The organism is Streptomyces sp. NPDC058773 (genome assembly GCF_042746015.1).
Lineage (GTDB): Bacteria > Actinomycetota > Actinomycetes > Streptomycetales > Streptomycetaceae > Streptomyces.
Genome location: NZ_JBHYPE010000083.1, coordinates 1 through 12,541 on the forward strand (window position 1 = coordinate 1; position 12,541 = coordinate 12,541).

Genomic DNA, 12,541 nt, shown 5'->3' on the forward strand with positions numbered 1-12,541 from the left:
TCCGCCCCGTTTCTGGTGTGTTGGGGGTGTGTGTTCTTTTTAAGCCGCGGGGTGGGGGGGCGGGGGGGTCCCCCCCCTCACCTACCCCCCCCCCCCCCCACCGCCAGAGACCAGGAAGCGCACCCTGAGCGCCTGTCAGAATCTGGAGCTCTTCCGTGGGCTGCTGGCCCAGGCCACTGGCCCGTCCCGGACGTTCTGCTCGAAGTGGCCCTGAATCGGTAATCCGCAGGAAACACTTGGTAGGCACCAGATCCTCACTCAACGTGCGCACACGGCAGGAGACACCATGCGCCTATCCCAATATCGCCCGCACCTCACGCTCGCTGCGACCATGCTTGCCGTCTTAGCCATACCGGCATGCGGCAGCGAGTCGGGCAGACCACAACCGGGGAAGTCATCGCAGCGGCCAACCCATGCACCTTTGAAAGACAAGAAGAAGGCCGCGCAGGACGCCTACACCGCCGGCTACAACCGGGGCCGGGCAGTCCGTGACGCAGGGGGCAAAGGCTCGTCAGTCCGTGAAGTTGTCTGGGGTGGCTGCACGCGACGCGCTCTCAGCGCCGGCCAGGAGGCCGAAGCCGACCGTGGAGCCTGGGTATCCGGATGCCTGGACGGCGTGAGTGAAAACGCTAAGCACCTGCCGAGCAGCCAAGTCACCAAGCGCAGCAACGACCAGGATCTCCTTGAGCGTTTCAAGGCCTGGCTGAGTGATACCGACAAGCGGCCGATGACCGCGCATGTCAACAGGCTGACCCTCGTAGAACTGCACCGCAGTGACTACGACATCGAGCTGACCACCGACTATCCCTCTACCGAGGGCGACCGTTCGGCAGCCACCGACCTGGCGCACTCCTTTGTGACGTGGTGGGACGGTGACGATGGCGAAGGCACCGCCTGGAATGTAGTTGTTCGTGGCACAGATGGAGAAAAGCTAGCCACAAACAGGCTCTAATAGCTACCGATAAATCCTAGAGCACACAAGACCACTGCTTGCATATATTCGTGGGCTTTTCTCTGCATAGATATCTCACCGTTGACGTCACAGGAACCGCTGGCGTCTACGGCCTACCCAAGGAGGAACAATGAGGAAAACCGTCAAAGTTGCTATTTCCATATGCGCCACCGCAATTGCAACGCTCGGAATGTCCAATCCGGCGCTTTCAGATTCCCCCACACAGGTCGACGGCCGTGACAGCAGCATGTTAAGCAGCTGCAAAAAGTGGAAATCCAACGCGGGAAAAGCCGCCAATGTGAGGTGTAAGCGGAGGGATTGGAAGCAGACCAGCTACTTCGTGACAGCGGTATGCGCGAGCGGCGCATACCGCTGGACGGCCGAGGGGCCTAGACGCGATATGCCCGACGCCGGCAAGGGCTACGGGAATACGTCGACCGTCGTATGTGCAGGAGTAGGAACCGTGGTTGAGTACTACGCCTCAGTGAGTATGAGGGGATAAACATGTCGGAGGCTTCGCGGCATCCGGTGAAGCGAAACCGACTCTCTCGTGAACCTTCCCGCCCTATTGGATTTGGCGCCCGGCGAGTCCAGCGGAAACTCTTCAGGTCGTCACGAGCGCGTCCGCGAAGGCTGACGGGACAACCAGGCCAGCTCGCACAGGCCATTACCGACCCGCAGCGTCTGCGCCCGGCACCTGGCGGGGGAACTGGACCTAACCGTGCGGAGGGAGTCCGCGCCGCCCTGGGCGGGTCGGTTCGCCTCCAGCTGCCGGGAACTGGACCTCGCCGAGCTGCTGACCGAGATGACCGTGAATTCCGGTGTGAGTGGGTGGTGGGGTGGCAGTGGGTGGGCGTCAGTGGGATCGCGGTGTGGATGTCCTGGTAGGGGGTGTGGGGCGGGGGTGTGGTCGCTGTCATGGGGTGACTAAGCGGATGTCGTGGTGTGGTTAGCAGGTTGGTTGCTGGCTGTCATGGCTTTCGCTGTTCCTATGTGAGGAATGTGCGGGGTCGGGTGTGCTGGGCCGTATGACGGTTCAGGGGGTTTCGGCAGGTGGGCCGGAGGCGGGATCGGCTGGTGTTGTGCCGGCTGGGGGTGCGCCGTTGGCGCGGGGTGTGGTGGTGCGGCGGCTTCTTGCGGTGGATGGGGAGGGGGCGCTGTCGCGGTTGCATGTGCGGATTGCGGCGGAGTTGGCGGGTGTGTCGGAGCGGACGGTGTGGCGGTGGCTGGCCGATGGTCGCCGGGGCCATGTTGAGGCGCGGCCGCGGCAGGATGGGTTTTCGCTGAGCGACGCGTTGTGGGAGCTCCTGGCTCAGGCGGGCGGGAATGTCGCGGAGTTGCGGCGCAGGATGCTCGGGGCCCAGGAGGAGGGGTGTTAGAGGGGTGGGGTGCGCAGTGTGTGCCCTCGTTGCCGACGTTGCACCGGGTGATCAAGCGGGATCTGGGGGCGGGCCGGGTTCTTGAGGTGGCCCGTCCGGCAGGGGCGCGGGCCGGGCTGGAGCCGAGCCGGTATGACCGGGCACTGGCGAATTTGGGGCTCGTGGACGGGGCTGGTGGTCCGCTTGTTGTCGACGGGCCGCCCGCCGACGTGCCGGTGGCGGAGGGCGCCGCGGAGGCGGGTGTGCGGGGCGGCGGTGTGCGGTTGTACGTGCCGGGGCCCGGCTGGTGTCGACGCGGCAGGTGGCCGGTGTGGTGGAGGCGGTGGGGCATACGGTCGCGGCCCGGGGGATGTGCTGTGTGTACGGGGACACGGGCCTGGGGAAGACGGTCGCCGTCGAGCAGGCGTTGCATCTTCTGCCCGGCCGGGTGCCGGTGTGGCGGGCGGTGGCCGGAGTGGCGCCCGGTCTGCCGCAGCTACGGGCCTCGCTGTGCGAAGCGTTCGGGCTGCAGTCGGGGGCGCTCCCGCACCGCGGCGGGCCGGCCAGCCAGGCTCTGATGCGGGCACTGGCCGAGCCGGGTGTGCTGTTCCTCGATGACGCCCAGCGTCTGACGCCGCCGTTGCTGGACTATCTGCGGCAGCTGTGGGACGCGCCGGGCTGTGCGGCGGCACTGGTGCTGTGCGGGGCGGGAAGCGAACGGGCTCTTGCCCGCGCGCCGGCGCTGCGCTCACGCGTGCTGACCTGGCACCAGATCGGCCGGCTAGAGGCGTCTGGGGTGCGGCAGACGCTGAGCCTGTTCCATCCGGTGTGGGCGCAGGCGGACCCGAACGACCTTGCGCGGGTGGACGAGCAGATGGCACGCGGCAATTTCCGTACCTGGGCGAAGATCACGTCGCATGTCTACGCGGCCCGCGAGCGCGACCCCGCAAGGTGTGTGGACCGGGAGCTGATTGAGCAGGCCTGCGCGCGTCTTGGGCCCTATACGTGACGGTCCGGGCTGCTCGAAGGGCTCGTGTACGGGGGCCTTGACCTGTTCCGACGGGTGAACACGAAGGCGGGCTCCACGGAAGCGGATGAGAACGAAGGGGCATGGGGTGGACGGACAGCCGCTGGCGCTGCCGGAGGATCCGGCCGTTGTGCTGGGGGAGGAGTCGTTGGCGGCGCTGCGGGCGCCGGCGGTGCGTCGTCTGCTGGCGCTGCGCGCCGAGCGGCGGCTGTCGCGGGAGCATGTGCGCCTGGCCGGGGAGTGCCTGGGCGTGTCGGAGCGGACGGTGTGGCGGTGGCTGGCTGAAGCCTCACGGTCGCCCCGGGCCGTGATCAGCCCCGGGGAACGCAGCGGTGACCGGTTCGAGGTCACCAGGGAGATCCGGGTGCTGCTGGCGTACTGGCACGGCAACGCTTCCGCGGTCCACCGCCAGTTGGTGGCCCGGGCCGAGACCGGCGGCCGTGACGGTCAGCCGACGACGGTGCCTGAACCCGCGGCTTCTCCCGCGGGCGCCCCGCCGGCTGCGGTGCCGTTGCTGGACCCGGTGCCGTCGCTGTCGACGTTCCTGCGCGCGGTGCGTCGTGATCTCACCGCAGGGGAGCGGGCCGGTCTTGCCGCGGGACCGGATGCGGCACGCGCGCACGACGTCTTCGGCAAACGGGCGGCTTCCTGGCGCAATCACGTGTGGGAGACCGATCACGTCCAGGCACCTCTGCTGGTCGATGCTGACGGCGACCTGGTGCGCCCGTGGGTGACCTGGTTCATCGACACCGCCACCAAAGTCATCACCGGCACAGCCGTCACCCCTGGAGTCCCTTCCCGCGCCTCCGTGCTGGTCGCGCTGCGCGCCGCTGTTTTGCGGGAAGACCCCTATGGCCCCGCGGGAGGGACACCAGAGCAGGTGCGGGTGGACCGGGGCAAGGACTTCTTGTCAACCACCGTCACTGCCGCGTTCGGCACGATGGGCGTGACGGTGAAGGACCTGCCTGCCTACAGCCCTCATCTCAAGGGCACAGTGGAAAACCTCAACCGGTCCGTCGACCGGATGCTGTTCGCGGCCCTGCCCGGCTACACCCTCACCCCCGCCAAGCCCCGTTCCGGCCGGCGAAACAAAGGCGCGGGCCGCCAGCCGGAGACGTCCGGTGCCATGTCGTTTCAAGACTTCACAGCGGAAGTGCTGGCCTGGACACACTGGTGGAACACTGAGCACCAGCCGCAGGCGCTGGCCGGCCATACGCCGCTCGAGGCATGGCAGGCCGATCCGACTCCCGTCACCGATGTCCCCGCCGCCGACCTGTGGACGTTCACCCTCGAGGACGACGGCCGCCCGCGGAAGCTGACCAGCCACGGTGTGCGGTGGCGCGGGCGCACCTACATCGCCCCATGGATGACCGGCCAGGCCGGCCGTACCGTCACAGTGCGCTATATGCCGCACCACGATCACGAGATCGACATCTGTGACGCGAGCGGCAGGTATCTCGGGCCCGCGCACCTCGCGGACGCGGCCACCCCCGAACAACTCGAGGCCTTGCGCACAGCCCGTGCGGAGCGTGCCCGGCGTCTGCGGGCGGAGGTGAAAGCTGCCGAGACGCTGCGCCGACAGCGCTTCGCCCCGGCCACCACGGCCGGGCCGGCTCAGCGGCTGGGAGCCCTCACCTCCGCTCAAGCCGGGCGTGAACTGGCCGCCGTCGAGCACACCGACGCCTCGAAGCTGGCGCTGCCGGACCTCATCCCGCCCGCCGCGCCCCCGGCCGACTGGCGCACTCCGCCCTCCCTCGCCACCCGGACCGTGCCCGGCCAGCCTGCTCCCGTCCCGGCCGAACCTGTCTCCGACGTCCCGCCCGACCTGACCGCACAGAACGCTGAAGACGGAGACGCCTCGTGACCGCGGCCACCTACCAGTACGTCGACCTGCCCGACGCCTCCGTGGTCACCACCCGCGCCCTGCTCACCGCCCGCGAGAACATCACCGACACCGTCGCCGCCCGCGCCATGATGTGCATCCACGGCGGCGCCGGCTTCGGCAAGACCCTCGCCGTCAACACCTGCCTGCGCGCACTCGAACCCGCCGAGGACGTCCGCCGGGTCACCTTCCGGGCCCGGCCCACCGCCCGTGCCGTGCGCTACGAACTGTTCACCGCACTCGACCTGGCCGGGGAACCACCGCGCCACCCCAGCGAGTTCGACCGCCTGCTGAAAACCGCACTGGCCGAACGTCCCCGCACCTTCCTGGTGGACGAGGCCCAGTGGCTCAACGGGGAGGCGTTCGAATACTTCCGCTACCTGTGGGACGAACCCTCCACCCAGCTCGCGATCATCTTCGTCGGCGGGGAGGGCTGCCACACCGTGCTGCGCCGCGAACCGATGCTCTCCTCCCGCATCTTCATCTGGCAGCACTTCACCCGCCTCACCCCCAGCGAGGTCCTCGACGTCATCCCGCTGTTCCACCCCGTCTGGGCCGACGCCGAGCCCGACGACATCACCTTCGCCGACAGCCACGCCGCGCACGGCAACTTCCGCGCCTGGGCCCAGCTGACCGCCCACACCCGCACCGCCCTGGCCCGCACCGGCCGCCCCCGCGTCGACCAGGAACTGCTGCGCTGGGCCTTCAGCCGCCTCGCCTGACCACCACACCGCCATGCCCATGCCTCTCGCTGCGCCCCGGCCTATCGCTGTGGTCATCGACCGCCATGACGACGCGATCCACACGCACACCGCCCTGGCCGCCCACCATCCGCCGTCCGGCCGGATCACCCTGCACCCCGGCCCGGGCACCACCAGCGAAACCGGCCTCGCCCACGACCTTCTCGCCGCCCTGGGCAAACCGCCCTTACTCCCGGGCCGCTTCCCAGGCGGCCGTCAGCCCGCCTGGGAAGCCGCTTCCGCTTGGGTGAGCGCCCTGCCTGTCACCCGGCTGACCGTCCTGCGCGCCCACCGACTCACCGCCCGCCGCACGATGCGCCTTCTGCAGCTGAGTGCCGTCACCGGTATCCACCTGACCTTGGTCTGCCACCGCCCACACTTTCCCGCCGTCTTGCACCAGGTCCTGCGGACGGTCGACCACTCCGTCACCGCCGACTTCGAGGCAGCCCGCCGCCACTACTACGGCACGCCGGTCACCGAACCCCCGCCTGCGGACGAGCCCGCCGGGCCGGTCGGTCGGTGGCTCACCCTGCCCGCACTGGACCGCCTCGTCTCCTACGACAGCCCCCGTCCCTGCGCCGACCCATGCACGCCGCCCCCGATCATCTGGCGGCATCGCCCACCGCCCGTGCCTCTCACCGCGCCCACCGCCCAGCTGGTCGCCCACCGCCTGCACGCGGCGACCGCCCATCCTCGCCTGGCCGCGGCCCTTGCCGCCGCACTGTGCACCGGTGCCTCCCTCCAACAGCTCGCTACCGCCCGCCCTCGCGACTACGGCACTGCCGTGGCCACGCTCGCCCTGCACGACCGCACCCGCTACACCGACGGCTGCGCCGCCCACCCCGTACCGCCCTGGGCCAGCGTCTTCCTGCGGGCCGCTGTCTGCTTCACCCGTCTCGTCTCCGGCGAGAACCAGGAGCTGCTTGCCGCGCCAGGTGACCGTGCGCACCTGCTGCGCGTGGCGGAGACGGCCAAGCTGCGCCCGCCCCAGCCGCCCGCAGCCCGCCGCCAAGCCCCGGTCGGCCGTATGGAGTGGGACTGGCGCGAGCGGCAGGAAGCCGAGCAGTACGAAGCGCCGTCCAGCCGCGCCCGACCCTCGCGACGCTGAACACCCTGTCGCGGTCGCTCAAGGGGCAGGCTCAGCGGATCGAGAAGTCGGCGAACTCGACATCGCTGAACGCGATGTGCAGACCGTGGGCCCGGCGGCCCCCGTCACGGAAATAGGCGTGCCCGAGCGCGCGGGCGAGGATCACCGTCTGCTGCTGCTCGCCCGCGCCGGCATCCCGGGCGGCGAACAGCTCCCGAGCCACCTCTCCCGGCAGATCCTGGGTGATCCACCGCACCCGCGGATCGTCCGAGGAACCTGCCGCAGCAGCAAACCCGAACCGCGCCCTGGTATGGAAGACGAACCCCTCCGCCTCGGCCCGGGCACGCCGACGGGCCCGTACCCGGGGCTGCCACCGAGCCAGGACTGCTTCCTCGATCGCCCGAACCTGCGCCGGACCCGGGGGACGACGCGCTCCTGGCTTCTTCGTCATCCACCGCTGCACCGTGCGCTGCGAAACCCCCAGCACGGCGGCCACCTGCCGGGTGGAACCCCGATACGCTGCCAGCAGAAAACGCAGGCGGGCCTTGGTGCTTGAGGGAACGGGCCGGGTGCGCAACGCGCGCTCCAAACCCTGCTCTATCTGTCCCACGTCCGCCTCTCGAAGCGGCCAGCCGACCAGGCCGACACCTGCAGTCCGTCGCGTCAGTTCTCCCACGTCGCCTGCCCCTGCCTGCCAGTTTCGACATTCTCCAGACAGTGCTGGCTGACGCAGGCTACGAGCCCCTGGGCGAGCATCAGCGCTGGCGGGCCCCTTCGACTGGGCCTCGTCTGCGCCGTCCGGCATCCACATGAGCCGAACGACCCGTCCGCGGACAACGTCACCGCCTCGCCGTCGTCGACGAAGGGAAGAGCCGGCGGCCGAGCCGGTATCCTGCCCGCGGGGCTGACGCCCCGGGCTTCGCCGACGCCCACACTGCACCCGGACACCCACACTGCCCGGAACACTGGTGGAAGGTCTTCCGGGATCAACGGATCGCTTGACGAGCACCTTGACGATCCATCGAGCCGGGGTTGCCGTGTGGGGGCGAGGACCCGGTGCCGAGAGGACCCGTCCATGACCAAACGCACGACCGAGCAGCAGCGCGCCCGCGAACTCCAGCGCACCGCACGCGAGCAGGGCAGCCTCAGCTACCACGAAGCCCTCAACTGGGTACGCGCCACCGCCGAGGCGCAGGCCGAGAATCCGGGCCTGATCGCTGTTGCAGTGCCGCACGATCACTGCGTCATGCTCTTTCCCGAGGATGAGGACCCTGAGAGCATCCGCAGGGCGGTCACGCCGACTCCCGCAGCCGAAGTCGAGCTCGCCAACGAGCTCCTTCAGCGCAGGAACGTTCTGATGGACAACCACTCCAAGACGGAGATCATGACCCTGATCCTCAGGAGGTGGCGCGTTTCGCGCGTGGATCTCGCACGCTGCACCAAGCAGGAGCTCGCCAACGATCTGGTGCAGAGCGAGGACGGCCGCGAGCGTTACGAGGCGTACGGGCGGGGGGCGCTGTACAACGGAAAGCCAGCGCCTGACTCACGACCTCTTTGCGGGGGTGTCTGCTGCCCCGGACACGACAGCGCGACACCCTGGCCAGAAACCCGCGCGCTTCCGCGCCCAAGGGCCCTGCATCGACGCGCAGTAGCCTGATGCTTCTACGCCCTCGCCCATGCCAGTCCGAGGTCGGCGAGGGCGGCGAGCTGCTCCTGGGTGAGCTTGTCGCGCCTCACGCGCGTGTTCGAGACCCATACGCCCAGCTTGACGGTCACCGCCTCACCGTTGACCGTGATCTCCATGACGGCACCGCGTGGTACGGGCCGGTCCGCGCCTTCCCGTTCGACCCACTGCGTGAGGGCTGTCAGGCCCCGCTGGAACGCCGCCTGCGCCTTGTTCGGGCCCTTCGTCGTACGCGCCGCCGCCGGGGCGGGAGACGGCGTCTCCGCGGGCTTGATGCCCAGCTTGGTCAGCCGCTCTTGCTGTTCGGGGAGGAGCTGCGCCCAGGTGCCCGGATTCTTCTGCCGCTCCAGCCACCGCCCGATGTCATCGCCCTCGAACAGCACCCCGGGCTGGATCTCGGGCAGTGGGCCGTCGGCGTCGACCAGGTCCGCGAGGACGCGGTAGTGCCGCTGCCAGTCCAGCGGCCACGGGCAGTTCCAGTCCTCATCGACCGCAGCCAGCTGCGCCGCGCGCTGCGCAGCCCGCTCCGCGTCCTTGCCCAGGCCGCCCTTGCGGCGCAGGTTCGCCATGTGCTGCCCGACCGGGACCATCGTCTCGCCTTCGCCCCAGACTGCGTCCTGTCGGGGGGCGAGGTGGCCGGTGGCTCGGTGGTAGGAGCGGAGGGCGGCGAGTTTGGTCTCCCACGCCTCCTCGCCCGGCTCCCAGACCATCCCGGCCTCCGGCGCGTCCAGCAGCAGCTTGCGCCGCTCCTCCAGCTCACCCGCCCGCAGCGCCTTCCGCTGCTGATGCACCCACCTGCCGAGCGGGAAGTCCTTGGTAACGCCGACTTCGACCTCGACGTCGTAGGGAACGGCGTACAGGCCGGTGATCTCGTTCTCGGCCCGCCAGCGGAGCAGGGCCTGGTAGCCCTCCAGCCAGACCAGGGATTCGGGCCGGTAGACCCGGGTCCGCAGGAACGCCGCGATGCTTGCGGCGTCGCGGGGGCTGGAGAAGTGGAGCAAGGCGGCTTCGGCGGCGGCCTGCGTGTCGTCGTGCTGCTCCTGATCCTCGCTCTGGCCGCCGGCCCCGACGATCTGCCCTTCCTCGTCGCGCCGCAGGTGGACCTTACGCTTCCCGCTGGTGAGCGCCCGGGAGGCCAGCTGCTCGACCAGACGTTCATCGTGCGAGCGCAGGCCCTGGAGCACGGCGACAAGGGGGCGGAACGAGGCGCTGGCGACCATGTCGGTGGGGTCCTCGCCGGGCTCCAGGAACACCGGCACGATGATCCTGGCCACCTTTGTGCTGCCGTCCTTGTTGAGTCGCAGCGCGCGGCCGATGTTCTGCACGATCTCCACCTGCGAGCCGCGCGTGTCCGCGAAGCAGACGGCCTCGACTCCCCGCTCGCCGGTGATGTCGACCCCTTCCCCGAGCACGCGAACGCTGGCGAGGAAGGCGCGGTGGACCCGGTGTCCGGCGGCGTCGATGCCGTTGGCGAACTGGCGGATGACTTCGCGCCGCTCGGACACGAGGTGGTCGCCGCACAGCCACGCCGACCAGACACGGCCCGGCGGGACGTGGCGGCCGGCCTCCAGCTCGTAGAACTCCGCGTCGATCGACGACGCGGGCAGCTTCTCCGCCTTCGCCAGGTCCTCGTCCGAGGCGTCGTTCATGAACAGCTCGGCAGCGGTCTCCGGGAGCTTCTCCGCGAACGCGGCTGCCTCCTCCACCTTCTGGTGGAACGTCATCACGGTGCGCAGGTTCCACCTTGCGGAGTGCTCCAGCAGAGCCGTCTGCAACAACGCCAGACGCCGGCCGCGCAACGCCTCCTCCGACAATCCGAGCACGGGGGAGGGGTCGCGGATCTCCAGGACGTCGATCTCGAAACCGGCGAGGATGCCCCGCTCGATCGCCTCCGAGAGCCCGAGCTCGGCCCCAGGCAGCCACTCGCCGTACGTCCCGTCCGGATCGTCGGCCATGCTCGCGATCTCCACCTCGCGGCCGCCGCCCTTCTGCGGCACAGCCGCGCCCAGGATGCGCGGGGTGGCGGTGAGGTAGAGCCGGAAGTCCGCCGGAATGCGGGCGTTGTCGTGGATCGCCGCCCACGGCCGACCAAGATCACCGGCGGTTCCATGGGCCTCATCCACGATCGCGAGGTCGAACGCGGCCATCTGCTGTCCGTACAGCCGCTCCCCGCCCGCCAGAGCGGCCTCCAGAGGCCCACGAACCTTCCGCTGACCCTCTGGTGCGTCGATGTCCTCGCGGTCCACCAGGGAGGCGTACGTGGCGAACACGACGACCGGCCCGGACCCGGCCCACAGGGCGAGCTGGATCGGGTTCGTGGTGGTGCGCACCCCCAGCGAGCCCAGGACCGCGTCGTTCTCCAGCGAGCACACCGCCACCATCGGGGCCCGGTGGCCCACCAGGCGCCACGCCTGGGCGGTCTGGGCGAGCAGGTCCAGGGTGGGCACGGTGACGAGGATCCGGCCGTCCGCGAAGCTCTCCAGCGCGCACGCGGCGGCCGTGATCGTCTTGCCCGACCCGGTCGCTGACACGATCGTGCCACGGGCACCCTGCGGGGGCACAGGTGACCTTGCAGGAAATCCCACCCACCTACGAAACGCGGAGCGCTGATCTACCTGGTGTTCCTTGAGCTGAATCGCTGACATTTCCATTCCTCCCCGAGCGCTGAATTCCTGTGGTCTTTCAGAGAGCCGCGTGCGGAACGCAGGCCGCACCCAAGTCGTTCCAGATCGGCGCATCCGCCTTGTGCCAGCCGCCCGGCTTGCCGTCCTTGAAAGGCGGCTTGTCGTCCGGGTCGTAGTGCCCGGCATCGAGCGTGCAGACGATGACGTCCCCGCCGCTGTTCACCATCCGCGCCGTGCACAGTCCGCCGGCCTCACCCAGCACCTCCAACACCCGGCGCCGCGCCGTGGTATGCGGGTGCGTGCGCGGCAGCACGTGGTCCCGGACGAACCTCTCCAGCCGCACCAGGTCCGTCCGCTCACGCTGCCTCACGTCCACGATATGTACAGCCAGTTCAGCGGCCCCGGCCGACCGGCCGCCGCGCCGGGGCCAGTCCCGGTCCGCGATGCCCACCAGGGCCTCACTCACGGCCGTCACGCCGTCATCCCAGCCGTCCGTGAACGCCTCGCCCCGAGAGGCCGGCGCCATGCCGTCCACCTCGAATACCTCGCTCTGCGCCCCGGCGACCGCTCCGACCTCCAGCGCGGCCACCAGGTCGTCCGCCTCGCTCGCGGGTACGCCCTGCGCCTCCAGGAGTGCGAACAGCCTCAGCCGGGCGTTGACGCCCGCCGTCTGGTACTGGCCCACCCGGTGCACAGAATCGCTGCTCAGCGCGGGATCTGGTCCGGTGGATTCGTGGTGACCGGTCACCCGAGGTCGTTCCTCTCAGAATTTCGGGGAGGTTCCCGATTGGTTGGGGGGTATCTCGTGTTTCTACCAACGCTACATGCTGCATCTCTTTGATGCATGCACTATGCTGGAACTCGACACGATCGAGCGACCCCCACCCCTTGCGGTCAGCCGGCCCGCGTCAGCGGGCTTTGAAGGCCCTGGAGGCGAAGCCATAGGGGCCGTTGGGCGGAGAGTTGCAGGGGCCCGTCAGGCAGGGGCTGGAGCGAAGCGGAAGCCCCGTTCTCCCGGGCGAAACCCAAGTCGTTCAGGGAGCGAAGCGGACGGAACGTCAACCCGGCCGCGAAGCGGCCGGGTTGCGCTGGATGCGAAGCATCCAGCGAATGCTCCCGCGGAGCGGGAGCAACACCCGTGCGAAGCACGGGTATTCGCTTGCATAGCGCGCAGCGCTATGGGACCC

At 69.5% G+C, this 12,541-nt stretch carries 10 protein-coding genes; 7 read left to right on the top strand and 3 right to left on the bottom strand.

The genetic code is table 11. The features are described 5' to 3' along the window. The first annotated feature begins 421 nt into the window (after nucleotides 1-421). The 6 genes from ACFW5B_RS34690 to ACFW5B_RS34715 all read left to right on the top strand — a co-directional run bounded on the left by ACFW5B_RS34690 (nucleotide 422) and on the right by ACFW5B_RS34715 (nucleotide 7,067). Nucleotides 422-952, top strand: coding sequence for a hypothetical protein (locus ACFW5B_RS34690; RefSeq protein ID WP_386448917.1), 531 nt, complete (start codon nucleotides 422-424; stop codon nucleotides 950-952). Between the two features lie 130 nt (nucleotides 953-1,082). Then, a complete protein-coding gene (locus ACFW5B_RS34695; protein WP_386448920.1) occupies nucleotides 1,083-1,454 on the top strand; it encodes a hypothetical protein in 372 nt (123 codons plus the stop codon). Between the two features lie 1,163 nt (nucleotides 1,455-2,617). Continuing rightward, nucleotides 2,618-3,319, top strand: coding sequence for an AAA family ATPase (locus tag ACFW5B_RS34700; RefSeq protein WP_386448923.1), 702 nt, complete (start codon nucleotides 2,618-2,620; stop codon nucleotides 3,317-3,319). A gap of 190 nt (nucleotides 3,320-3,509) precedes the next feature. Continuing rightward, nucleotides 3,510-5,201, top strand: coding sequence for a Mu transposase C-terminal domain-containing protein (locus ACFW5B_RS34705; protein ID WP_386448944.1), 1,692 nt, complete (start codon nucleotides 3,510-3,512; stop codon nucleotides 5,199-5,201). Next, on the top strand, nucleotides 5,198-5,941 hold the full coding sequence (locus ACFW5B_RS34710) for an AAA family ATPase (RefSeq protein ID WP_386448926.1): 744 nt from the start codon (nucleotides 5,198-5,200) through the stop codon (nucleotides 5,939-5,941). Before ACFW5B_RS34705 ends, ACFW5B_RS34710 begins: the two co-directional genes overlap by 4 nt. Nucleotides 5,942-5,954: 13 nt before the next feature. Beyond that, nucleotides 5,955-7,067, top strand: coding sequence for a hypothetical protein (locus tag ACFW5B_RS34715; protein ID WP_386448929.1), 1,113 nt, complete (start codon nucleotides 5,955-5,957; stop codon nucleotides 7,065-7,067). 31 nt (nucleotides 7,068-7,098) lie between these two features. On the opposite strand, the gene tpg is transcribed toward ACFW5B_RS34715, so the two are convergent. Then, the gene (gene tpg, locus ACFW5B_RS34720; protein WP_386448932.1) at nucleotides 7,099-7,722 is read right to left on the bottom strand and encodes a telomere-protecting terminal protein Tpg; all 624 of its coding nucleotides are present in this window, start codon (nucleotides 7,720-7,722) and stop codon (nucleotides 7,099-7,101) included. Nucleotides 7,723-8,121: 399 nt separating this feature from the next. Between tpg and ACFW5B_RS34725 the strand changes: the two genes are divergently transcribed. Next, the gene (locus tag ACFW5B_RS34725; protein ID WP_386448935.1) at nucleotides 8,122-8,703 is read left to right on the top strand and encodes a hypothetical protein; all 582 of its coding nucleotides are present in this window, start codon (nucleotides 8,122-8,124) and stop codon (nucleotides 8,701-8,703) included. 5 nt (nucleotides 8,704-8,708) lie between these two features. On the opposite strand, the gene ACFW5B_RS34730 is transcribed toward ACFW5B_RS34725, so the two are convergent. Both ACFW5B_RS34730 and ACFW5B_RS34735 read right to left on the bottom strand, forming a co-directional pair. Further along, complete coding sequence (locus ACFW5B_RS34730) at nucleotides 8,709-11,375, bottom strand: Helicase associated domain protein (protein WP_386448938.1); 2,667 nt, start codon at nucleotides 11,373-11,375, stop codon at nucleotides 8,709-8,711. A 37-nt stretch (nucleotides 11,376-11,412) separates the two neighbouring features. Then, the gene (locus ACFW5B_RS34735; protein WP_386448941.1) at nucleotides 11,413-12,102 is read right to left on the bottom strand and encodes a hypothetical protein; all 690 of its coding nucleotides are present in this window, start codon (nucleotides 12,100-12,102) and stop codon (nucleotides 11,413-11,415) included. Between the last annotated feature and the right edge of the window lie 439 nt (nucleotides 12,103-12,541).

Bases quoted from the DNA above. Each gene is read 5' to 3' on its own strand.
- ACFW5B_RS34695 (WP_386448920.1), top strand. From the start codon at position 1,083: ATGAGGAAAACCGTCAAAGTTGCTATTTCCATATGCGCCACCGCAATT.
- ACFW5B_RS34715 (WP_386448929.1), top strand. From the start codon at position 5,955: ATGCCCATGCCTCTCGCTGCGCCCCGGCCTATCGCTGTGGTCATCGAC.
- ACFW5B_RS34725 (WP_386448935.1), top strand. From the start codon at position 8,122: ATGACCAAACGCACGACCGAGCAGCAGCGCGCCCGCGAACTCCAGCGC.
- ACFW5B_RS34730 (WP_386448938.1), bottom strand. From the start codon at position 11,375: ATGTCAGCGATTCAGCTCAAGGAACACCAGGTAGATCAGCGCTCCGCG.